The sequence below is a fragment of the Enterococcus sp. AMC1623 genome (genome assembly GCF_058216495.1).
On the sequence record NZ_CM177096.1, the window covers coordinates 2,129,759 to 2,151,750 of the forward strand.

At 36.2% G+C, this 21,992-nt stretch carries 22 protein-coding genes, 1 riboswitch and 2 other annotated features; of the genes, 6 read left to right on the plus strand and 16 right to left on the minus strand.

Annotated features, from left to right (window positions below; genetic code table 11):
* Positions 1–10: 10 nt before the first annotated feature.
* Positions 11–1,042: an ABC transporter substrate-binding protein gene (locus AC4BC7_RS10340; protein ID WP_207871664.1), complete on the minus strand. Its 1,032-nt coding sequence runs from the start codon at positions 1,040–1,042 to the stop codon at positions 11–13.
* 175 nt (positions 1,043–1,217) lie between these two features.
* Here AC4BC7_RS10340 and AC4BC7_RS10345 point away from each other — a divergent pair, with 175 nt between their 5' ends.
* Positions 1,218–2,867, plus strand: coding sequence for a sensor histidine kinase (locus tag AC4BC7_RS10345; RefSeq protein WP_490502799.1), 1,650 nt, complete (start codon positions 1,218–1,220; stop codon positions 2,865–2,867).
* Complete coding sequence (locus AC4BC7_RS10350; RefSeq protein WP_207871666.1) at positions 2,860–3,615, plus strand: response regulator transcription factor; 756 nt, start codon at positions 2,860–2,862, stop codon at positions 3,613–3,615. The genes AC4BC7_RS10345 and AC4BC7_RS10350 overlap by 8 nt, the downstream gene beginning before the upstream one ends.
* A gap of 102 nt (positions 3,616–3,717) precedes the next feature.
* Here AC4BC7_RS10350 and AC4BC7_RS10355 read toward each other — a convergent pair whose 3' ends face one another.
* The 15 genes from AC4BC7_RS10355 to AC4BC7_RS10425 all read right to left on the minus strand — a co-directional run bounded on the left by AC4BC7_RS10355 (position 3,718) and on the right by AC4BC7_RS10425 (position 17,002).
* Entirely contained in the window at positions 3,718–4,377 is a 660-nt protein-coding gene (locus tag AC4BC7_RS10355; RefSeq protein ID WP_207871667.1) for an HAD family hydrolase, read from the minus strand.
* Complete coding sequence (locus AC4BC7_RS10360) at positions 4,374–5,054, minus strand: fructose-6-phosphate aldolase (RefSeq protein WP_490502800.1); 681 nt, start codon at positions 5,052–5,054, stop codon at positions 4,374–4,376. Before AC4BC7_RS10360 ends, AC4BC7_RS10355 begins: the two co-directional genes overlap by 4 nt.
* Before the next feature lie 54 nt (positions 5,055–5,108).
* Positions 5,109–5,465, minus strand: coding sequence for a PTS glucitol/sorbitol transporter subunit IIA (locus AC4BC7_RS10365; protein ID WP_207871669.1), 357 nt, complete (start codon positions 5,463–5,465; stop codon positions 5,109–5,111).
* A gap of 24 nt (positions 5,466–5,489) precedes the next feature.
* Positions 5,490–6,488, minus strand: a complete 999-nt coding sequence (gene srlE / locus AC4BC7_RS10370; RefSeq protein WP_207871670.1) for a PTS glucitol/sorbitol transporter subunit IIB — start codon at positions 6,486–6,488, stop codon at positions 5,490–5,492.
* Between the two features lie 15 nt (positions 6,489–6,503).
* The gene (gene srlA / locus AC4BC7_RS10375; RefSeq protein ID WP_207871671.1) at positions 6,504–7,058 is read right to left on the minus strand and encodes a PTS glucitol/sorbitol transporter subunit IIC; all 555 of its coding nucleotides are present in this window, start codon (positions 7,056–7,058) and stop codon (positions 6,504–6,506) included.
* Entirely contained in the window at positions 7,058–7,543 is a 486-nt protein-coding gene (locus AC4BC7_RS10380; RefSeq protein WP_490502801.1) for a transcriptional regulator GutM, read from the minus strand. Before AC4BC7_RS10380 ends, srlA begins: the two co-directional genes overlap by 1 nt.
* Entirely contained in the window at positions 7,540–9,402 is a 1,863-nt protein-coding gene (locus AC4BC7_RS10385; RefSeq protein WP_490502802.1) for a BglG family transcription antiterminator, read from the minus strand. The genes AC4BC7_RS10380 and AC4BC7_RS10385 overlap by 4 nt, the downstream gene beginning before the upstream one ends.
* 15 nt (positions 9,403–9,417) lie before the next feature.
* Positions 9,418–10,218, minus strand: coding sequence for an SDR family oxidoreductase (locus AC4BC7_RS10390; RefSeq protein ID WP_207871674.1), 801 nt, complete (start codon positions 10,216–10,218; stop codon positions 9,418–9,420).
* Positions 10,219–10,375: 157 nt separating this feature from the next.
* Positions 10,376–11,584: a M20 family metallopeptidase gene (locus AC4BC7_RS10395; protein ID WP_490502803.1), complete on the minus strand. Its 1,209-nt coding sequence runs from the start codon at positions 11,582–11,584 to the stop codon at positions 10,376–10,378.
* A 33-nt stretch (positions 11,585–11,617) separates the two neighbouring features.
* On the minus strand, positions 11,618–12,478 hold the full coding sequence (locus AC4BC7_RS10400) for a MetQ/NlpA family ABC transporter substrate-binding protein (protein WP_490502804.1): 861 nt from the start codon (positions 12,476–12,478) through the stop codon (positions 11,618–11,620).
* Between the two features lie 22 nt (positions 12,479–12,500).
* Complete coding sequence (locus AC4BC7_RS10405; RefSeq protein ID WP_490502805.1) at positions 12,501–13,181, minus strand: methionine ABC transporter permease; 681 nt, start codon at positions 13,179–13,181, stop codon at positions 12,501–12,503.
* A gap of 1 nt (position 13,182) precedes the next feature.
* The gene (locus AC4BC7_RS10410; RefSeq protein WP_490502806.1) at positions 13,183–14,250 is read right to left on the minus strand and encodes a methionine ABC transporter ATP-binding protein; all 1,068 of its coding nucleotides are present in this window, start codon (positions 14,248–14,250) and stop codon (positions 13,183–13,185) included.
* A gap of 89 nt (positions 14,251–14,339) precedes the next feature.
* Positions 14,340–14,585, minus strand: a binding site (T-box leader).
* A 34-nt stretch (positions 14,586–14,619) separates the two neighbouring features.
* Positions 14,620–14,854, minus strand: a binding site (T-box leader).
* A 71-nt stretch (positions 14,855–14,925) separates the two neighbouring features.
* Positions 14,926–15,438 (minus strand): transcription repressor NadR, encoded by a 513-nt coding sequence (locus AC4BC7_RS10415; RefSeq protein WP_490502807.1) that lies wholly within the window; start codon positions 15,436–15,438, stop codon positions 14,926–14,928.
* A 2-nt stretch (positions 15,439–15,440) separates the two neighbouring features.
* The gene (locus tag AC4BC7_RS10420) at positions 15,441–16,283 is read right to left on the minus strand and encodes a chorismate mutase (protein ID WP_490502808.1); all 843 of its coding nucleotides are present in this window, start codon (positions 16,281–16,283) and stop codon (positions 15,441–15,443) included.
* Between the two features lie 17 nt (positions 16,284–16,300).
* Positions 16,301–17,002 (minus strand): NAD-dependent protein deacylase, encoded by a 702-nt coding sequence (locus AC4BC7_RS10425; RefSeq protein WP_207871681.1) that lies wholly within the window; start codon positions 17,000–17,002, stop codon positions 16,301–16,303.
* 232 nt (positions 17,003–17,234) lie between these two features.
* On the opposite strand from AC4BC7_RS10425, the gene AC4BC7_RS10430 reads away from it, so the two are divergent.
* From AC4BC7_RS10430 to brnQ, 4 genes are all read left to right on the plus strand, one after another.
* Entirely contained in the window at positions 17,235–17,531 is a 297-nt protein-coding gene (locus AC4BC7_RS10430) for a hypothetical protein (protein ID WP_207871682.1), read from the plus strand.
* Positions 17,532–17,602: 71 nt separating this feature from the next.
* Positions 17,603–17,773: riboswitch (Lysine riboswitch) on the plus strand.
* Positions 17,774–17,880: 107 nt separating this feature from the next.
* Positions 17,881–19,458, plus strand: a complete 1,578-nt coding sequence (locus AC4BC7_RS10435) for an ABC transporter permease subunit (protein ID WP_490502809.1) — start codon at positions 17,881–17,883, stop codon at positions 19,456–19,458.
* 12 nt (positions 19,459–19,470) lie between these two features.
* Positions 19,471–20,208 (plus strand): amino acid ABC transporter ATP-binding protein, encoded by a 738-nt coding sequence (locus AC4BC7_RS10440; RefSeq protein ID WP_207871684.1) that lies wholly within the window; start codon positions 19,471–19,473, stop codon positions 20,206–20,208.
* A gap of 211 nt (positions 20,209–20,419) precedes the next feature.
* Entirely contained in the window at positions 20,420–21,760 is a 1,341-nt protein-coding gene (gene brnQ / locus AC4BC7_RS10445; protein WP_490502810.1) for a branched-chain amino acid transport system II carrier protein, read from the plus strand.
* Positions 21,761–21,992 lie beyond the last annotated feature (232 nt).

Genomic DNA, 21,992 nt, shown 5'->3' on the forward strand with positions numbered 1-21,992 from the left:
TGTCACCCCGTTATCTTGATTGTGTCTTAATAAAAATGTCATTGTAACGTTTAACTATTTCATCTTTATGTTCCACTACATAGTCATAATCTTCTGTTAAACGTACAATATCATCAATTGGTTTCATATTGTCACTAGTTTGTGCATCTTGTCGTACTGGACGGTTAGTAGTTGTTGTTCCTAAAACATCTTGAATTTCTTGAGAAATCACGAAATCAACGAATTTTTTTGCATTGTCCATATTTTCAGCATTTTTGATGACTGCGACACTTGCTGGTAAGAAAACTGTTCCTTCTTTTGGATAAACAATCTCGACATTTGCCCCATCATTCAATAGTTTCACTGTTGGATCTTCATAAGATAAGCCTACTGCCATCTCGCCATCTGCGACTGATTTGTATACATTTGATGAACTAGACGTAATTTTCCCATCGATTAAAGTAAATAAATCTTCAACGTATTGCCAAGCTTGATCGTTATCATAACCACCTTGTGCAAGTAAGATGTTCGTTAATTGAGAAAATGCGCTAGAAGAATTCGCTGGATCTGCTGTAGCAATTTTCCCTTTCAATTCATCATTCAATAAATCACTATAGCCTTCAATTTTCATTCCTTCTGTTAAATTAGGATTGATGATTAAAACACTACCATCTAAGGTATAGGGTGTAGAATATCCGGTAGTATTACGATATTCTTCAATAGCATTCTCATCTTCTGGCGAAACATATTCTTCAAATAACTCGCCATGTTGGGCATATTGTGTATGCGAACCACCAAAAATAATATCTGCGACAGGAGCATTTTTCTCACTCTCTAATTTTTTGAACAATTCACCTGTACCGGCTTGAATCAATTCGACTTTCACACCATATTTCTCTTCAAATGCAGGAACCGTAGCATTAATCAATCCTTCTGAATTTGGAGAATAAATAACTAAGGTATCACTTTCTCCATTTGTCCCATTTTCTGAATTGCCCTTCCCACAAGCTGCTAAACTCAAAAGTACCATGCTACTTACAATCAATTTGTACCATTTTTTCATTTGATAATCCCCCTATTAATTAGCTTTTTCATATCATAACTTAAATAAAGCGGTTTCAAAACAGGTCTATTCTCTTTATAATGAAGAATATTCTACTCTTTTTGCAACCGCTTCCTAAATCGGCTATTTTAGGTTATACTATAACATTGAATTTAATTCTAAAAAGGAGAATTTTATGAAATCATCATTTAAAAAAGAGCTGCAACGTGATATTACTATCCGTTTTGGCATCTTATCTATTATCGTTTCCGGTATCTTAATGGTTTTATTTGCTTCTTTGATTTTTTTCGTACAAAATTATCAATTAACAACCGAAACCAATAGCATTTCTCAAAAATATAAAGAAATAGAACGTGAAAATTTTCAAGTATTGCAATCGCTAAACAAACAACTTATTCCTTCTTTTTTGCATGGAAATCGAACAGAGCGGGAACTATTTAGTGAATATTACAGCCAAATTGCTCAAAATGAACAACGAGGTGAGTTGCTGATTACCGATAATTTAGGAGAGGTGCAATTTACTACCAATGAAAGTTGGACCTCCTCCATGGTAGCTCAAAACTATCTAAAAACCGTAATCTATTCTAATCCTTCTTTAGATAAAATGACTCGCATCACGACAGATAGTAATAAAAATCATTATCTCATCTTATTTCAAAAAATAGAGCATGAAAATCAGGTCGAAGGTTACAGTATTCTTTTTCTAAATGGCAATGATTTTATGCAACAAAATATATCAAATGGAACACAATATGTGATTGCCGATCAATACAACAATGTCTTTTCGCGTAGTTCCAATCAGTTTATCCAAAGTTCATTAGAGAAAATTGACACCCAAGCTTTGACCGCAGCAAATATTCTATTATTAGATAAACAAATTTTCTTAACTAACCAAACAGTCTTAACAGAAACGATTACCTTGTATACGTATATTCCTTTTGTCCCAATTCAACTCTTACTTATGTTGATGTTGCTATCCACTTTTATTTTAACAACAGTATTATTTAGCCAATCTTTCCGTTTAGCCAAAAAAATCGCTGAACGTAATTCTACGTCTATCGATCAATTAGTACGAGAGACCAACTTAATCACCCATGGATATAAAACGCAGATTTCTGTTAAAACAGATGACGAATTTGGTTATTTAGCCAACCAAATCAATCATATGCTGAACGAGTTGAATCACTTATATGAAAAAATGTTAACTTTAGAAAAACAATCGGTACAATTTGAACGCAAAATGTTAGAAGCCCAATTTAATCCACACTTTTTATATAACACATTAGAAACTATTCGCATAACAATCCCTATGATGCCCAAAACATCTATTCAATTAATTCATGCGTTAAATCGGGTCCTAAAGTATAGTATTAGCGAAATCAATCAAGAAACCACATTGAAACAAGATTTGTCTATTTTAGAAGATTTTCTAGAAGTAAATAGTATCCGTTTTGAAAAACTAACTTACCAAATCACGTGTGACCCCACTCTTGATTCATTAAAAATACCACGTCTTTGTTTATTACCCTTAATTGAAAATTCACTCAAGTACGGAATGAAAGTACGAAATGATTTGTTCATTCACGTGAATTGTTATCAAATAAGAGGTAAACAAATTTTTGAAATTACAGATAACGGTGTGGGATTTGAACAAGAAGCATTGAAAAACATTCAAAAACAAATTCAAAAAAAACATACTCATCATGGTTTAATCAACAGTTATCGTCGATTAGAAATGTTTTTTCATACAGTAAAACTAGATATTACACGGAAAAATGAGCAAACTATTATTCAATTCATTATTGAGGAGGACCGCAATGTATAAAGTATTAATTGTCGAAGATGAACATTTAATTCGTAAATGGTTAACGTATACTGTCGATTATCAAAGTTTAGGTTTGGTTATTATAGGTGAAGCTGAAAATGGAAAAATTGGCGAAGAAATGATTCGCCAACTAAAACCAGATATTGTACTGACTGATATCAATATGCCTGTATATGATGCCTTTACCATGTTTGAAAATACCAAAGATATCTCTTATCAAAAAATTATTCTATCTGGATACAATGACTTCCTTAATGCAAAAAAAGCCTTGCAATATGGGGTTCGTAATTTTATTACCAAACCAATTGTAGAAGAAGAACTTTATGACACATTGGTCACGCTTATTTCTGAAATGGAAGAATCCTCAAATGACGATTCTTTCTATGATGATCGTCAACTTTTACCTAAAGTTATTACCAAAAATAGTGTAGAACAAGAAATCGTGCAATGGATTCATCAACACTACGCTGAACGTTTTACCATTGCTGAATTAGCTTATGATTTAGGCTATAGTGAGAGCTATATTTATAAATGTATGAAAGAACATTTAGGAATCACCATTAATGACTACCTTAGTCGCTATCGTATTAAAATAGCCATCTATCTGATTCAAAAAGAGCACTCCATTAGAGTTTATGAACTCGCCGAAAAAGTTGGCTTCTCTGATTACAATTACTTTAACAAGGTGTTCAAAAAATATATGGGCATGACGATCACTGAATTTAAAGATACACGACTGAATCCATAGTCAAATACTTGCATTTTCCAAATCAAAAAAGTGATAGAATCCTGTCGTTTCAAGGATTCTATCACTTTTTTTGATTACTATCGGCTCAGATATATTCAAATCTTAGAAATGTTCACGTTTATTTCTTAGATCAGCGATGTTTATTTCGCGAAAATCTTGAATAATTTCATCGGCTACTAAATCTTGGACAGGGTATTCAGGATTTGCAAAGCCAATACAATACATCCCTGCAGCTTTAGCAGCTTTGCTACCATTGCGTGTGTCTTCAAAAACCAAACAGTTTTCAGGGGCAGCTCCTAATAATTCTGCGGTTCTTAAAAAGACATCTGGTGCTGGTTTAGAATGGACTACTTCTTCACTACTAACGAGTTGTGAAAAATACGATTTCAATCCAAGTTCTGTTAAATTATGTTCGATTTCTGATTTACGAGATGACGAAGCTACGCCCAATTCAAAGCCAGCTGCAGCCAATTTTTTGACAAATTCTTGGACATGAGCAATCGCTCGAACACCATCTTGTTGCATCATTTCTTCACGACGATGATTCATTTCTTCAATATACTCATCGACAGAGCGTGGCAATTGTAATTCTTCTTTCATGGTTTGCCACATAAAATCCGCAGTTGTTCCCATAAACTGATATTGATAGGATTCTTCCTTCAAATGACCTTCCGCATGCAACATTTCTGTTTTTGAGCGCAAAAAAGTATATTCTGAATCAACTAGCACACCATCCATATCAAAAATAATAGTCGTAATCATTTAGATAGCTCCTTAATCGTTTCAACGGTAAAGTTTTCACGCCAATCATTATGGAAATCCGTTACAGCTTGTTGAATTGCAGGCATTTTAAATGCTTGAGCAAAAATATCCGGACCTGCAGTTATAGCCTGTGCCCCTCGACGACAAGCTTGGTTAACTTGAGCAATATTTTTGAAGCTAGCTGCTAAAACCTTACTTGTTGCTTTTGTTCGTGCAATTTCTTCAACTAATGCGCCAATCAAATCTGCTGCATCAATATTCAAATTTTCCATGCGATTATAATACGGTGCTAAATAATCAGCACCTGCCGCAATTGCTAAATAACCTTGAAATTCAGTATAAATCGCTGTTGCAGTAATTCGCATTCCTTGTTGTTTTAATTGCTTTATCGCTGTTAAACCCGCTTCATTTACTGGGATTTTAATATAAACTTCTTTCCCCAAATGTTCGATAATTTCATTAGCGTCACTGATAATTTCTTCCACCGATTCACCCACTACTTGCACGTGTAAACTAGCTGAACCAATGATATCTTGAATCTCCTTTAAGTGTGCGTAAAAATCAATTTTACCTGCTTGTTTAAGGATTGTAGGATTAGAGGTTACTCCTGCTAAAGGCAAAATAGCTTGATAATAACGAATTTTTTCTAAATCTACGGTATCCAACATAAATTCCATTTTTCCGTCTCCTCCATTCGAAAGTCTGGATAGAATTCTACCCAGACTAATTTTTTATTGAATACGAATTGTACTGCTAATGCTAATTTCTGGCATTGGTTTATCTTCAACATACAATGTTCCTGGTAATTCTGGGGTTGTGGAGCCATCAAATTTAATGGTAATGTGCCCTAAACTTTCTAAATTTGATAAAACAACATCGCCCACCGAAGTAATTTGATAGTGTTGCTGATCAATCACCAATTCTTGTGTAGTGGTAATAGCACCCTCGACTGGATTAACCTCAATATTATAGCAATAATCGGCTAATGTCTCTGGGGCATCTTTACCAAATAAAATCACCATTTTCTCTTCTTTAAATAATTCTGCTTCTGGTCCAATGGAAAGAACCGTGGTAGTAAATACTGACATTACTTCTCCTCCTAAAAAACGAAATTAACTGTACAAACCAAAACTTGCTAACCATGCAACGACAACACGTGGTACTCCGTTTAAGAAACGAGAGTATAAAACAGCTGGCACACCAACTTCAACTGTTTCTGCTTCAGCTTCTTCTAATCCCAAACCAACAGGGATAAAGTCACAAGCATTTTGAGTATTAATCGCAAACAATGCAGGTAAAGCTAGCTGTGGTGGAATATTGCCTTTACCGATTTCCACACCAATTAAGGTTCCGATAACTTGGCTGATAACTGCTCCAGGGCCTAATAAAGGGGATAAAAATGGCAAGGAACACACAAAACCAATAATAATCAATCCAAGCACATTGCCAGCTAATGGTGCCATAATATTAGCAAAGAAGTTCCCAATTCCTGAGCCTTGAATTACTCCAATCAATAGTGATACAAAGGCCATAAATGGAATAACCGTGTGAATCATGGTCTGAACACCTTCGCGGGCTGATTGATTAAAGGTTGCAACAACTTTCCCTGCACCCATCCCTATTTTAGCAATGAAGTTTTGTTGTTCAGCTTTTTGTTCAGTAATTTTTTTACTTGTATCATATTTAAATTCACGTTTTGGCTCTGTTTCAGTCGCTGATACAGTCTGTGTTTGTTCTTCTGTTGCTAATGAAATTTGCGCATTACTAACCGCTGATACATAAATATCTTCATTGATATATTGTGCTAAAGGACCACTCTTTCCAGTTGGCACAATATTAATCGTTGGAATTCCTTTTTTAGGATAAATCCCACAACGTAATGTACCTCCACAATCAATAATGGCTAAAGCGATTTCATCATCAGGAATAGAAGTTTTGAATCCATTAACAGCTTCCATTCCAGTTAATTCAACAATTTTATCCACAATAGCTGGTTTTTCACCACCACCAGTGATATAAATAAATTTATGTTTTGCTTCTGTCGGTGTAATTACCAAAGGACCACCGTATCCTCCATTACCTTTTACTACTCGAATACTATTATAAGCCATTTTCCTTACCCCTTTCTAGTCTAATGTCGCTTTTACTGTTTTGCTAAGCGTAATTCCTTGCTGTTTGCATACATAAGCTGTGGTAAAGTCAGTTACCCAACCACCGATAAAGTTCATTACAATCCCAACAAACATATAACGGATTGCTAATTCCATCGAATTTAAGCCTAAGGTCGTAATTCCTTGTGCAATCCCTAACCAAACAAATAATTCTCCAGGATTGATATGTGGGAAAACACCATTACTCGTATGACAGAATTGAGCTTGTGCGGCATAATAACTTGGTTTATAGTATTCTGGTAAAAAACGTGCCATCGTAAATGACATCGGATTTCCTAGCATAAATGCAGATAAAAATGGTAAAACAAGATAACGCGTGAATGGATTTTTGGCTGAAAGTTTGGCAACCTTTGTCACACGTTCTTCTCCTAAAAAGGCAATTAAGGTGTTCATTGCTACCATTAACATTAAAACAACAGGTACAATGCCTGTCATCCATGAAATAAATGTCTCCGCCCCTGTTTGAAACAGACTCATAAACCCTTCCGCAAATTTAGTAATATACTCCATTACTCAACACTCCTTTTCATTTTTGATTGAATTTGATTTTTCCATAATTGTAACTGGATTTTTGTTCCAGCTAATGGTGATAATGGTTGTTCCTCTTGATAATTCCCCATTTCAACTCGTAAATAAATTTCACGGGCATTCTCCATCGCTTGCTGAATAAGTTTATTTTCTTGACGAACCAGAGGATGGTATTTATCCATATAATGAATGTCTTCACCGATATATGCAGATAACTCATGAAATTTTGCTAATACAGTCACCCCTTGCATTTTACGCGCATCTAAAATTTCACCCTTTTTATTGACTGCAAAAAGGACAATTGTTCCTGCCTTAACTTTGCCAGCTCGTCGACCAATCGCAACTTTTCCTTTTCGTCGTAACTCTTGATACGTTTGATTAAAATGTTTGATTTGTTTCATGCCTAGCACTACTTGTAATAAATACGCACCGATTACGAATGCACCAAATATATAGATAAAACTCATGCAATAATCCCCTTTCTTCTCATCCAATTTTGCAAGGATGGTAAATCTCTTTGTTGGCAAAGCTCCTGACGCAACGTGGCATCGCCCGCCACAGCAAACAATTGATCATATAATTGCAATAATTCTCTTTCTTTACTCATCGTTAATTGCTCTGGAATCGCCAGTAACAAAACGATATCAACATTTCCTGTGGTCGTTTCGAATGTCTCAGGAAAGACACCTACTGATAAAATAATTTGTGAAGACGCTTGGTTTATCGTGTGTGGAAACGCTATGCCTGACTCAAATACCGTTGAATGCTGCGCTTCTCGTTCAAAAACCCGCTGTGAAAATGCTTCATCCACCAATTCATCCTTTTTCAGTGGATCAATCATTTTTGATAAATTCGTTTCATAGGAATGATTCATCGATAATAATTGAAACCGCAGATTGATTTGTTGGATACTTGCTGCGCGAACTTTTTCTGCCCGCTGCCATTCTTTTCGTAACCAGGTATCATTGAATAAGTTCGTTAATTGGATAACTGGTGTATGGACATCCACATTTTTTAATGGAATGGTTGTAAAGATTGCAAAATATTGGTTCAAATCACTTTTCTCATACATTTCTTCTGAAAAATGGGTAATACGCACTTCTGGACCTAAAACGCGCTCTAATTGACGACGAATAATTAAAGCCGTTCCTTTGCCGCTACTGCAAACAACGGCAATTTCTTTTTTATTTTTATCGTTAGGTTGTCGACGTAATGCTAGTTCAAAATAAAAAGTTAAATAACTACACTCCACAGCTGGTACTTCTCGATGCAAGGATTCGCCTAATGCTTGTAATCCGACTTTCGCTAACTCATAAGCAAACGGATACTGTTTCTCAATTTCCCCATAAAACAAATCTTGTAATTCCACCCGAAAGACTAAACGATTAATCATATACATCAGATGTTCTTTCATTTCATAAAAAAGTCGATCTTCTTCAATATCCACTACTAATACCTGATGAATTTTTTGAAGCATGAGGCAAAAATAATTTTTTAATTGCTCCTCATTGGCTACGTTTTTTTCTCGCAAATCAGTGGCACTCATATTAAACGGAAAGGCAATAAAAGCTTGCTCTAATTGACTTAGCGTGACGTTATACGTTACTTCCAAATGATAGATTAGCTGCTCAATCCGTTCATGATGTTGGACATCATTAGTGTACGATTCAGGTAAAGCGGCTAGTAAGTTGCCACTCAACACACGTTGTAAAACAATCGAAACGACTTTTTGCAATAACTGACCATGACTCTTAATCATTCCTGAAGTTTGGGTCATTTCTTGAAGTAACTTTTTGGTTTCTTCTGTTAAGAACGTTTCTGCAAAATATTCTTGAACATAATAGATATGCAACAACCGTAATTCGAATTCGTCACCGACAATTTGCATGCCTCGATTGGGTGTCCCGTTGACTGTCACTGCAAAGGATTCAATACGACGTTTCATACTACGAATGTCTTTCACAACTGTTCCTCGACTCACACCAAGTTCTTCTGATAAATCATCCATCAAAACAAAATCATCGGCTTCAATTAAACGTTGAATAATAAAAGCCACACGCTTACTGGATGAATTAAAATCGCTTTGCTTTTTTAAACTGCCCGCCATGATAACGTCAAATTGGTCATAGTGTTGAATTTCAATATGAAATTCATTATTTTTTTGTACAATCATCGCAATATCTAATAATTCTTCGTTCAGCGTTTCAATACTTTTTCGTACTGTTTGTGGACTCATTGCCAGCTGTTTCTGTAATTCTGTTAGACTCATTTCTTTGTGGGTTACTAGCAATTGTAAAATTTGATACCATCGATTTACTAGTGTCATTGGTCCCCCCCACTTCTATCCTCTAGTTTTACCTCCAGCTACATTGGTAGTGACACCTGTAATATAGCTTGCTCGGTCGGATAAATAATAACATACTAGATCAGCAACCTCATGTAATTTACCGCTACGTCCCAATGGAATCGTACTTGTTTTAGCATATCCTGCACGTAACTCGTCTACCGTAATTCCGCGAGTATAGGCTAATGCCTCTTCATACGCCAATGTTCGTAAACCGGTCTCTTCCATGATTCCAGGCGCAATCCCTACGACACGTACGTTTGATTTGCCTAATTCTTTTGCCCAGGAACGAGTATAACTATTAACCGCCGCTTTTGTAGCAGCATACGCGCTTTGTCCCTCAGAACCTTCTAAACCAGATTCAGAAGACATGTTTATAATAACACCTGCTTGTTTTTCTACTAAGACACGACCGACTGCTTGACTCATCAAATATAATCCTTTTTGATTAATCGCAATAATTTTATCAAACACAGCGTCTGATAATTCATATTGTCCATGCGCTACTTTTTTATCTACTAACAAACGAGGAATATTAATCCCCGCATTGTTGACCAAGCCATCAATCGTGCCAAAACGTTCCAATACTTTTGCAACACCTGCTTCAACTGCTTCACGAGAAGTCACATCAACTTTCACAAATAATAGTTGCTCATTGTTTAAATCCGAATCTGCAATGTCAAAGTTTGCAACATTGACATTTTGTGCCAATAAGCTTTCAACAATGCTTTTCCCAATACCTGAAGATCCTCCTGTTACAATGACTGTTTTTCCGCTAATGTTTAACCAATCTGTCATGTGTTTCACTCCTATCTGTTGTTTACGCTTTCAGTATAGTAGGATTTGTGAAAAAATTAAGACAGACTTTTTTTAGGTGTTGAAAAAAAATCTGTACTAATTCAATAACAAAAAAAATAAGAGTCTTCCAAATGGAAGACTCTTAAGAGAAATTTCATTAGTTTCCTTTAGCTAAACTTGCTTGATGATCGACTTTGATTTTTTCTAACAATTCAGGTTCTTCAATCAAATCTAATGCTGTTTTGGCTAATAATTCTGCTACAATTGCAATTGAATTCAAGCCTTTTTCACTACGAGCCGCTGCTTTAAATTCAATTGAATGACCAGCAATGTAGTTGTCAGAAATCGAAACAGTCGGTTGAATGGTAGGAATGACTTGACTCACATTCCCAACATCTGATGAACCAAAACTTGCACGGACAGCGTCATCAATTTCATCTGCCGGGACACCCGCTACTTGTGCATGACTGAAGAAAATATCATCAAATGATGGTGTAATGACAATATCATCTACCGAATTTTGGAATAAACCAAATTCATAGGTAGCTCCTGTTGATAAAGCCGCTGCTTTTACGATATTTTCGACTTTTGCATACACATCATTTAATGTGGCACGATTGGCAGCACGTAAATAAAAACGTCCAGCTGCATATTCTGGAATAACGTTAGCAGCCACGCCACCATCCGTAATAATTCCATGAATATTCACATCTTTTGGCAAGTACAAACGCAAGCCGTTAATACCATTGAAGACTTGTAACAATGCCTCTAACGCACTAATTCCTTTTTCAGGTGCGCCAGCAGCATGTGAGGCTACACCGTAGAATTTAATGTCTACTGGGTCGTTTGCTAAACCATGAGTTGTTTTTGAATAGCGATGCGCAGGATGCACACACAATGCTGCATCCACATCTTCAAAGAAACCTTCACGAACAAAACTGCCTTTCGCCGAACCATTTTCGCCGCCTTCTTCACCAGGTGTTCCATAGACACGAATTTCGCCACCAACTTCATCTACAACTTGTTTTAATGCACTTGCAGCTAATACCGAATACGTACCGAATAAGTTGTGACCACACGCATGTCCAATACCTGGTAGTGCATCATATTCTGCTAGAAATGCCAATGTTGGCCCAGCTTTTTCTGCTTTATAACGGGCATCAAAACCAGTGTGATGTCCAGCAACATCTTTTTTAACCTCAAAACCTTCTTTTTTCAATTGAGCAATCAATGCATCGGATGAATAAACTTCATAGTTACTTACTTCTGGATGTTCATGAATATCCACCGCTACATCTTTATATTCAGGCAAACGTTCTTGAATAAACGCTTTGATTGTCGCATATTTTTCTTCTCTTGCTGTCATATAGTAATCCTCCTAAGTAGACTAGTTCCTTTTTTATTTTGTACCAAATGTTTCCCAAGCTGGAATGCTTGAACCTTTTGATGTTTCTTCAATAACTTTGGCTGTTTCTTCGGTTTGATAAGCTGCAACCACTTTTTTGTACACGTCATTGTCAGCATCTTCTTCACGTGTCGCAATGATATTTACGTATGGACGAGACGTGTCATCTACTGGCTCTAAGTAGATCGCATCTTCGGATGGAATGAAACCAGCGTCTACGGCCATTCCGCTATTGATTACTGAAATATCAACATCTTGTAATGCTCGTGCTGTTTGTGACGCTTCTAATTCAGTAATATCTAAGTTTTTCGAATTTTCAGTAATGTCGGAAACTGTTGGAGCTTGTTTGGCTGCTTCATCCACTTTGATTAAACCTGCTGTTTGTAGTAATAACAATGCACGTCCACCATTCGTTACATCATTTGGAATCGCAACTTTCGCACCCTCTTTTAATTCAGTAATATCTTCAATTTTTTCAGAGTAAATACCCAATGGTGCATTCACTGTGTTTCCAATTGAAACTAAGTTTGTTCCATGTTCTGCATTGAAATTATCTAAGAAATATTGATGTTGGAAAGAGTTCAAATCAATATCACCATTGGCTAATGCCGTATTTGGTTGACTATATTCCGTAAATTGAACATACTCTAAATTAATTCCTTCATCTTTCAAACGATCTTTCACGCTATCCCAAACATCCGTATCCGCGCCGATTACACCTAATTTAACTGTCACTTCTTCTTGTTTGGTGTTTTCACTGCTCGCACTTTCTTCGGTACTTGCTGGACTACCACATCCTGCTGCAAATGCTAATACTGCTAAAGCTGCTGTTGTTAATTTCAACCATTTCTTCATTTGAATTCCCCCATTTTATCAATTAATGACTAATTTTTTTAATAATCCAATTACTTACTGCTTGGCTGATGAACACTAGAATTAAGATGATAATCATCGCAACCCAGGTAACATCTGTTTGAAAACGATTGTATCCACGCGTAACGGCTAAGCTTCCTAGACCACCAGCTCCAACCGCTCCGGCCATCGCTGTTAAACCAATTACGTTGATAATTGTTAATGCTGATACACGAATAATTCCTGGTAGACCTTCCAATAAATAGACTCGGAAGATAATGCCTATTGGACTCGTCCCCATCGCTTCTGCTGCCTCAATGACCCCAGGATCAACTTCTAATAAAGCAATCTCCACTTGGCGAGCAAAAAATGGTACGACTCCGACAATCAATGGTACTAATGCGGCAGTTGCGCCAATGGATGTTCCCACAATCAAGCGAGTTACCCCTACTAATAACGATAATAAAATGATAAATGGAATTGAACGAACAATATTGACCACCTTATCTAAGATATTAAAGATAAATAGATTCTCTAAAATCCCATCTTGACGCGTCACCACTAAAATAACCCCAAAGAAAATACCTAGTACACCTGAAACGATTGAAGTAAAAAATGACATGTATAACGTATCAATTGTTGCTTGGACAAATTCATTAGGAATTTGAATCACATTTGGTAAATATTTTTCTAATAAAGCTTGCATCCTAGATACCTCCCCTTACAGTTGCTGTATGTTCTTCTGCTTTTTTCAAAATATTAACTGTTACGCCTTCTGAAATTAAGAAATCAAACGCTTTGTATCGTTGTTCTAAATCACCAGCTAACGTGACAACTAAGCTTCCAAGTGGCACATCTTGAATAATTTCAACATTTCCATATAGAATATTTGTGGTCAATTGATAATCACGGAATAATTTCGCAATTAATGGTTCACTAGTTGAGTCTCCTACATAAGATAGTTCAACTAACCATTCATTTTCTTCTAAGTGAGAGAAACTTTCACTACTTAAAATGGTTTCTAACGCTTGATCGATATGTGTTGCTGTACGAATAAAGTCCTTCGTCAGTGGTTTTTGTGGACTGCTGAAAATTTGAACACTATCGCCTTGCTCAATTACTTCACCGTCTTCCATGACAGCAACTTTATTACAAATTTCTTTTACCACTTGCATTTCATGGGTAATTAAGACAATAGTTAACCCTAATTTTTTATTTAATTCTCGTAACAAAGCTAAAATTTGTAAGGTTGTTTTTGGATCCAAAGCACTAGTTGCTTCATCACAAAGTAAAATTTCTGGATCATTGGCTAACGCTCTGGCAATCGCCACCCGTTGTTTTTGTCCCCCAGATAGTTGACTTGGGTAAGCATCCACTTTATCTGACAAGCCAACTAATTCAAGTAGTTCCGTTACTTTTTGACGACGTTCCTGTTTCGATTTTCCTGAATATTTCAAAGAAAAATCAACGTTATCAAAAATGGAGCGGCTTTTCATTAGGTTAAAGTGCTGGAAAATCATACCAATTGATTTTCTTTTTGCACGCAATTCTTTGGCTGTTAATTTAGTGAATTCCGTCCCATTAATTTCCACTAATCCATTTGTTGGACGTTGCAATAAATTAATAACACGTACTAATGTACTTTTGCCGGCACCAGAGTAACCAACTATGCCGTAAACATCCCCTTTATCTACATGTAAATTAACATTTTTAACTGCATGAATTTCACGATTTCCTTGCGTAAAGGTTACAGAAATATCTTTTAAATCAATCATTATTTTTCCTCCTATTTTCCTCGATTTCTTGATGGTCGCCTCTGATATAAAAAAAGCATCCTCAAGAAAATAACGCTATTGTTTATTTTCTTGAGGACGCTTTTTTGCGTGGTACCACCTCAGTTTTAGCTGAATACTCAGCTTCTCTGTAAGTATAGCATGACTATACTCGTGCAATGTAACGGTTGCTCCGTCAATTCCTTACAAACGGTTGTTTGCTCGACATTGAATACTCGATGGCCATTTTCAAAAATGATCTCTTTGCTTCTTTTCAGCTACCGAAGCTCTCTGATTAAAGTTATCTGCTTTTTTACTTACCATGTCTTTGTATAAAGTGTATAAAAAAAGTCCTTTTACTAGTTAAACTAGCAAAAGGACGAATAAATCGTGTTACCACCTTTGTTCGGAAGTTGCCTTCCCTCAATCCAACATTTCTATTTAGAAAAATTGGTGTTCCTTTTAACGGTAGAACGCTCCGAGAATACCTACCTATCGATATTCTTTCCTCCAAGGCCATTTTCAACTCTTCTGAACTTGACTCTTTTCACCAACCAGAGTCTCTCTACAAAGCATCCAAGTTTACTTTCCTTCTCATAAGAAATGTTTATATTTATTACTTGATGTGATTAATTTACAGTATCCAAAAGCAAATGTCAACAGCCGTGATTCATTTTTTTACTGTTGATACAAGATTCCTTTTTCAGCAAGTGCCTTTTTGATATTTTCGAACATTTCTTCATTTTTATAACGAATTGTATGCAAATGAATCCCACCCGTTAATTTTGAAAGCAAACTAGCATTTGTTTTTTTATAATTTTTCATGAATATTTCGACATCTTGTTGGCTGCTAATTTGTAACTGTCCGACTAGTTCTCCATATAATTCATGTTCGACAATCACATCTAGAACTTCGCCACCAAGCGCCACAATCGTTTCTAGCTCTTCTTGTGTCTGTTCTTCATTATGCTGTACCGCAATCTTGCTTTCTTTCGCGTGATTTATTTTCTCTCTTTTATATCCACGAGCAGTAGCAATAATTTCTTCACCCGCTGCGCGTAATAACGCAATATCTCCTACGATAATTTGACGACTCACACCGAATTCTTTAGCGAAACGACTCGCACTGATTGGTTGGGTGCTTTGCGCCAATTGTTCTAGAATAAGCTGACGGCGTTTCGTTCCTTCCATCTCTATTCCTCCAATTGACGATTTTGATATGTTCGAGAATGTTTCATGACATCTTTAAACGTCTCAACAATCGTATCTGCGTAATCTTGATTCTCTACATACTCGCGCACTTGTTCTAACACCCGTTCTTCACGTGAATTGTCCAATACAGATGTTTTTGTTTCTTTTTTAATATGGGCAATTTCTGCGACAACATTCATGCGCTCTTCTAATAATTGCGCGATTTGTTTATCAATGCGATCAATTTTTTGACGTTCTTTTGCTAAAGGTGTCAGCGTGTTCGGTTCTAATTCAATTTCTTTAATCACACGTGCTGGGTTTCCTGCAATGACGACATTATCTGGAAATGATTTGGTCACAACACTCCCCGCACCAACCACGACATTATCACCTAACGTTACTCCTGGAATAATAACCGAACTTCCACCGATCCAAACATTGTCACCAATCGTAATCGGTGAACCATCTTCTAATCCACTGTTGCGCTTCACAGGATGTAAGGGATGTGAGGCTGTATATAATTGTACATTTGGTGCAAACATACAGTTATCACCAATTCGAATCGGACAAATATCTAACATCACACAATCATAATTGGCATAGAAGTTTTTCCCAACAAAAATATTATATCCATAATCAAAACGTAAATTGGGTTCTACGTGCGCACGATTAACGACGTGACCAAATGTTTCTTTTAACAATTGTCCGCGAATTTCTGAATCCACTTCTTGATTAATCAAGCGCATTTGTTCTCTTGCAAATTTGCGATCAGCTGCTAATTCTGGATCACCTGAAAAATACAATTCTCCGGCAATCATTTTTTCTTTTTCACTACGAAACGTCATTCTAGTTCCTCCTATAATTAAAGTTCAGCAAAAACGTGACTCGCATCTTCTTGTAATAAATGATGCGAAATCGGTAAATAAATCTCCGTTTGATTAATGACTAAACAATCAGCCGAAGCTTTTTTATAATGAATCAAATCGCAAAATGGGTGCACCTGAAAAGACGTCCCTACAATCACCAATAAATCTGCTTGAGCGACAGCTTGCATCGCCTTTTGCACTATCGTTTCTTGAAACCCCTCACCGTACAATACAACATTTGGACGAATTTGACCGCCACACACTGCATGACAATCTGATTGAATATACGACTGCCAAGCCACTGCTTCTCCACATTTATGACAAGTACAAGCATATAACGTGCCATGAAAATTCGTACAGTGTGGCGTCCCCGCCTTTTCGTGAAGACCGTCGATATTTTGCGTTACCACATGTACGTCTTTTTCGTTAGATAGCATCGCAATCTTCTGGTGAATGATATTCGGTTTAGCAGTCGGATGATACAACTGCATAACAAAATCGTAAAATTTTTGTGGTTCATTTTCCAGACATTCACGACTTAGTAAATACTCTGGTGCGTCCATTCCTTGATAAACACCTTTCAACGAACGATAGTCAGGAATACCTGAGGGTGTTGAAATACCCGCACCTGTTAAAAAAGTCAGTGAGCGAGCATCTAGAATTTGTTTTTTTGCTTCTTGACGGCTGCAATAATTCACGTTTATCACCTCGTAACATATTATACGTGTATTATGCGTATAAAAAAACTTTTTCAGTTAATTCTAGTGCTTTTTTTCGAAAAAGTATCCTGCTACTGAATTTTTAGTTAGGATTTATTTTTCACATTTTTTCACAAATTCCACAATTATTTGCGATTTTTTCATGACACTCTTGTAAAAACGTGCTAAAATAAAACGTGATTGTATAAAGAAAAAGTGAGGTGAAAATGACATGTTAGCATCTATTATTTATTGGGCGATTATTTTTGTTTGTATTGCTTGGGCTATTTTAAGTGTATGGTTTTCAATTTTTTACCTATCTCGCAAAGAAAATGGAAACCTATGGGCGTTTGCATTCTTTAATGTAGTTGTGGCGATTATTCAAGCAGTTTCATTAGTGATTTATCGTACATGGGGCTTTGGCGTGACTCAATACTCAAGTTTAATTTATTTAGTTTTAGCTGTTTTGCTTGGCTTAACTGTAATTCAAGCAGTTCTTGGACGGGAACCAAAACTAAAAGCGGCTTAAGCTTTTAGTTGACAAATCGTGTGATTTCTTCTAGAATTTTCCAAGAATCAAAATTGAATACGAGATACCTTCAACGAGGTAGAGGTCGCGAGGTTCATTAACTCTGTGGAGTGAAGCAACACATAGAAACAGAACTAGGGAACATCGCCGAAACAGTCTTTTTTTGCTTAAAAGAACTGTTGGGTCGCAAGTGAATAATTTGCGAACTGTCTTAGCAACAGCTAAGATGCGCTATGTTTTTGTGAGAAGTTTGTTGACAAAATAGTCCAACAGCCGTTTTCCAATAATGGAGTGCGGCTGTTTTTTATTTTTCGTTGGCGTGCTCGTAAAAAAGAAAAGAGGATTTATTATGAAAAAGAAAGCAACCTTACTTGTCTTATTTTCATTTATAGCAACGTTATTTTTGGGAATAACACCAACAAGTTTTGCCGATGACGAAGATACTTTCCGTGTTGGAATGGAAGCAGCGTATGCGCCATTTAACTGGACGCAAACAACAGATGCACACGGTGCTGTACCTAAAAGTGGCGAAAAAAATACATACGTCGGTGGGTACGACGTTGAAATTGCCAAACGAATTGCTGACGGATTAGGAAAAAAATTAGAAGTTGTGGCTATTCAATGGGATGGTCTTGTACCTGCATTAAACTCCAATAAAATTGATGCCATCGTGGCAGGGATGTCACCTACCGAGGAACGTCGTAAAGAAATTTCTTTTACCGATCCCTATTATGAATCACATTTAGTTGTGGTGGTTCAAAAAGATGGCAAATATGCCGATGCGCAAAGTTTAACTGATTTAGAAGGCGCCAAAGTAACTGCACAATTAAATACTTTTCATTATAGTGTAATTGACCAAATTCCTGGCGTTGAAAAACAACAAGCCCAACAAAACTTTTCAGCTATGCGTGTGGCGTTGTCTTCCGGAGTCATTGATGGTTATGTCAGTGAACGTCCAGAAGGTGTCACTGCAGCTAACGTAAATAAAAACTTTAAAATGCTTGAGTTTTCTGAAGAGCAAGGATTCCAAACAAATCCAGAAGATGTTCAAGTAGCGGTGGGGATGCGCAAAAATGATGAAATGATTGCTAAAGTCAATGAAGTCTTAGCAACGATTTCTCAAGACGAGCGCAATAAAATCATGGATGATGCGGTAGCAAATCAACCTTCCGCCTCATATGAAGAAGAGTTAGGTCTTGTTCAAGTTTTTAAAAATATTATTACGCAATATGGTGGATTATTCTTGCGTGGTGCAGGAGTCACCGTCTTTATTGCGATTTTCTCAACCATTGCCGGTACTTTAATTGGTTTATTAGTCGGTGTTTTCCGTACGTTACCTGAATCAGATAATCCTGTTGCACGTTTCTGCCAAAAAATTATCAACTGGATTTTAACAATCTATATTGAAGTTTTCCGTGGCACACCAATGATGGTGCAAGCAATGGTTATCTTCTATGGTTTAGCACTGGCTTTCCAAATTGACTTAAATCGTACGATTGCTGCCTTACTAATTGTTTCTATTAATACAGGAGCATACATGTCTGAAATCGTACGTGGCGGAATTTTCGCTGTTGATAAAGGACAATTCGAAGCTGCACAAGCAATTGGGATGACACATCGTCAAACCATGACCAAAGTTGTATTGCCACAAGTTATCCGTAACATTTTACCTGCTATCGGAAATGAAACAGTCATTAACATTAAAGATACCGCTGTTTTAAGTGTTATCAGTGTAGGGGATTTATTCTATCAAGGATCTGCTGCTGCCGGAACTAATTTATTGTTCTTCCAAACATTTACCATTATCGGTGCCATTTACCTTGTCTTAACCATTACTGCCACTCGTCTACTGCGCTTAATGGAGAAGAGAATGGACGGCCCTTCTGCGTATGTTCGTTTAGAAGAAACTGAAGAAAGCAAACAATAAGGAGGAACCAATATGTCAGCAATTATCGAAATTAATCATTTAAAGAAAAGCTTTGGCTCAAATGAAGTATTAAAAGATATTAATGCAACTGTCAATAAAGGCGAAGTGTTAACCATCATTGGTTCTTCTGGATCAGGAAAATCAACATTATTGCGTTGCATCAACTTATTAGAAAAACCAACAAGTGGTGAAATTTTATATAAAGGTGAAAATGTCTTAGCAAAAGGCTACAGTTTATCAAAATACCGAACACATTTAGGGATGGTTTTCCAATCATTCAATTTATTTAATAATATGGATGTTTTAGAAAATTGTGTAACAGGACAAGTAACTGTCTTAAAACGTAATCGTGAAGAAGCAAAACAAATTGCTTTAGAAAACTTAAAAAAAGTCGGCATGGACCGTTTTGTTTCAGCTAAACCTGCCCAACTATCTGGTGGACAAAAACAACGCGTTGCCATCGCTCGTGCCTTATCAATGAACCCCGATGTCATGCTTTTTGATGAACCAACGTCTGCACTTGACCCAGAAATGGTCGGTGAAGTATTAAAAACCATGAAAGATTTAGCAGAAACTGGGTTAACAATGGTTATCGTTACCCACGAAATGGGCTTTGCCAAAGAAGTTTCTGACCGTGTTATTTTCATGGACAAAGGAGTGATTGCCGAAGAAGGTACTCCTGAAGATATTTTTGTTCATCCAAAAGAAGTACGTACCAAGGAGTTTTTACATCGTGTATTAAACGATTAACCCCGTCTATTGTAAAGCATTATAGAAAAATTCAAGCTATTACAGATTCTCTACTGATAGCTTGAATTTTTTGTCTTGTTTTTATGTAGAAGATACTTTCTTCTTTTCATGAGTATTTACTGAAAAAATAATAATATGAATTGCTATTTCGGATATAGTTTGTTACTTTGAGGACAGCAATTTTTTAGTATTTTTAGAAAGTGAGTTTGTTATGGAAAAAAAATTAATATTCAAAGATTATCTTTATATTGGTTCCATGTTATTTGGATTATTTTTTGGAGCAGGTAACTTAATTTTTCCTGTTCATATGGGACAAGAAGCAGGGGCAAATGTTTTTGCTGCAAATTTAGGATTTTTAGTAACAGGAATTGGCTTACCTTTTTTAGGTGTGATTGCTATTGGGAGTTCCCAAAGCAATGGATTATTTGATTTAGCATCAAAAATTAATAAGAAATATGCCTTTATTTTTACCATTTTACTTTATTTAGTTATCGGTCCCTTTTTCGCGCTTCCTCGTTTAGCCACCACTTCTTTTGAAATCGGGCTAGCTCCTTTTATACCTGAAAAGCAAATAACATTGGTGTTAGCTTTATTCAGTCTATTGTTTTTCTTTACTGCGTGGTGGTTTGCGCGTAAACCGTCAAAATTATTGGACTATATTGGAAAATTTTTAAATCCATTGTTCTTACTTTTATTAGGAATTTTATTATTGATGGCCTTTATTAAGCCAATGGGGGCGATTAATAGTGCACCAGTTCAAGTAGCTTATGAATCAAACGCATTCTTTAAAGGCTTTGTGGAAGGTTACAATACGCTTGACGCCTTAGCCTCTTTAGCATTTGGAATTATTATTGTCACCACCATTCGTCATCGTGGAATCACTCGACCTGCAACCATTGCAATTGATACGATTAAATCGGGTGCTATCAGCATTGTATTAATGGGTGTTATTTATAGTCTTTTGTCTTATATGGGAACAATGAGTTTAGGGACCTTTGAACTAAGTCAAAATGGCGGTATTGCGCTCGCACAAATTGCTCAACATTATTTAGGAACGTTTGGTAGCATTGTATTAGCTTTAATTGTTATTATTGCTTGCTTAAAAACAGCGATTGGCCTCATCTCGGCCTTCTCAGAAACTTTTATTGAACTGTTTCCCAAACAAAACTATCTCTTTTTTGCTACTAGCGTCAGTTTAATGGCCTGTTTATTTGCAAATATTGGTTTAACAAAAATCATTGAATTTTCTACACCCGTCTTGATGTTTTTATATCCATTAGCGATGACGTTAATTTTATTAGCAATTATCGGCCCACTATTTAAGCATGATTCACGTGTCTATCAAATGACCACTTATTTTACGTTAATTGCTTCAATTATCGATGGCTTAAATGCTAGTCCAAAATTTTTAGCTAACACGAGTTTTGCCCAATGGATGATCCATTTAGGCGAAGAATATCTCCCTTTGTTCGCCATTGGCATGGGATGGGTCTTACCTGCTTTCATTGGTTTTGTCATTGGGATGATTTGGTACTTGGTTGATCGAAAATAGTTATTTTCGCGGATTTTTAATAACTTTAAAACACTTTTATCACAAATAATTCACATTTATTATTTATAGTATATGTATACCAACAAACAACCCTAACTAACACTTTTTCATTTTTAACTCCTTGCCTGCCAGCTACCCACTGGCAGGCTCTTTTTTTTTACTTTTTTTGTTATTTTAGTAATTTAACTAAAACGAAATATTTTCATCACACTTTTTTCACATCTCTTCTTTA

Excerpts from the sequence above, each read along its gene's own strand:
- AC4BC7_RS10435 (WP_490502809.1), top strand. The coding sequence starts at position 17,881 with ATGAAAAAGAAAGCAACCTTACTTGTCTTATTTTCATTTATAGCAACG.
- AC4BC7_RS10405 (WP_490502805.1), bottom strand. The coding sequence starts at position 13,181 with ATGCAAGCTTTATTAGAAAAATATTTACCAAATGTGATTCAAATTCCT.
- AC4BC7_RS10440 (WP_207871684.1), top strand. The coding sequence starts at position 19,471 with ATGTCAGCAATTATCGAAATTAATCATTTAAAGAAAAGCTTTGGCTCA.
- AC4BC7_RS10360 (WP_490502800.1), bottom strand. The coding sequence starts at position 5,054 with ATGGAATTTATGTTGGATACCGTAGATTTAGAAAAAATTCGTTATTAT.
- srlA (WP_207871671.1), bottom strand. The coding sequence starts at position 7,058 with ATGGAGTATATTACTAAATTTGCGGAAGGGTTTATGAGTCTGTTTCAA.
- AC4BC7_RS10350 (WP_207871666.1), top strand. The coding sequence starts at position 2,860 with ATGTATAAAGTATTAATTGTCGAAGATGAACATTTAATTCGTAAATGG.
- AC4BC7_RS10430 (WP_207871682.1), top strand. The coding sequence starts at position 17,235 with ATGTTAGCATCTATTATTTATTGGGCGATTATTTTTGTTTGTATTGCT.
- AC4BC7_RS10395 (WP_490502803.1), bottom strand. The coding sequence starts at position 11,584 with ATGACAGCAAGAGAAGAAAAATATGCGACAATCAAAGCGTTTATTCAA.
- AC4BC7_RS10400 (WP_490502804.1), bottom strand. The coding sequence starts at position 12,478 with ATGAAGAAATGGTTGAAATTAACAACAGCAGCTTTAGCAGTATTAGCA.
- AC4BC7_RS10410 (WP_490502806.1), bottom strand. The coding sequence starts at position 14,250 with ATGATTGATTTAAAAGATATTTCTGTAACCTTTACGCAAGGAAATCGT.
- AC4BC7_RS10390 (WP_207871674.1), bottom strand. The coding sequence starts at position 10,218 with ATGACAGATTGGTTAAACATTAGCGGAAAAACAGTCATTGTAACAGGA.
- AC4BC7_RS10420 (WP_490502808.1), bottom strand. The coding sequence starts at position 16,283 with ATGACGTTTCGTAGTGAAAAAGAAAAAATGATTGCCGGAGAATTGTAT.
- brnQ (WP_490502810.1), top strand. The coding sequence starts at position 20,420 with ATGGAAAAAAAATTAATATTCAAAGATTATCTTTATATTGGTTCCATG.
- AC4BC7_RS10415 (WP_490502807.1), bottom strand. The coding sequence starts at position 15,438 with ATGGAAGGAACGAAACGCCGTCAGCTTATTCTAGAACAATTGGCGCAA.
- srlE (WP_207871670.1), bottom strand. The coding sequence starts at position 6,488 with ATGGCTTATAATAGTATTCGAGTAGTAAAAGGTAATGGAGGATACGGT.
- AC4BC7_RS10385 (WP_490502802.1), bottom strand. The coding sequence starts at position 9,402 with ATGACACTAGTAAATCGATGGTATCAAATTTTACAATTGCTAGTAACC.
- AC4BC7_RS10340 (WP_207871664.1), bottom strand. The coding sequence starts at position 1,042 with ATGAAAAAATGGTACAAATTGATTGTAAGTAGCATGGTACTTTTGAGT.
- AC4BC7_RS10365 (WP_207871669.1), bottom strand. The coding sequence starts at position 5,465 with ATGTCAGTATTTACTACCACGGTTCTTTCCATTGGACCAGAAGCAGAA.
- AC4BC7_RS10345 (WP_490502799.1), top strand. The coding sequence starts at position 1,218 with ATGAAATCATCATTTAAAAAAGAGCTGCAACGTGATATTACTATCCGT.
- AC4BC7_RS10380 (WP_490502801.1), bottom strand. The coding sequence starts at position 7,543 with ATGAGTTTTATCTATATATTTGGTGCATTCGTAATCGGTGCGTATTTA.
- AC4BC7_RS10355 (WP_207871667.1), bottom strand. The coding sequence starts at position 4,377 with ATGATTACGACTATTATTTTTGATATGGATGGTGTGCTAGTTGATTCA.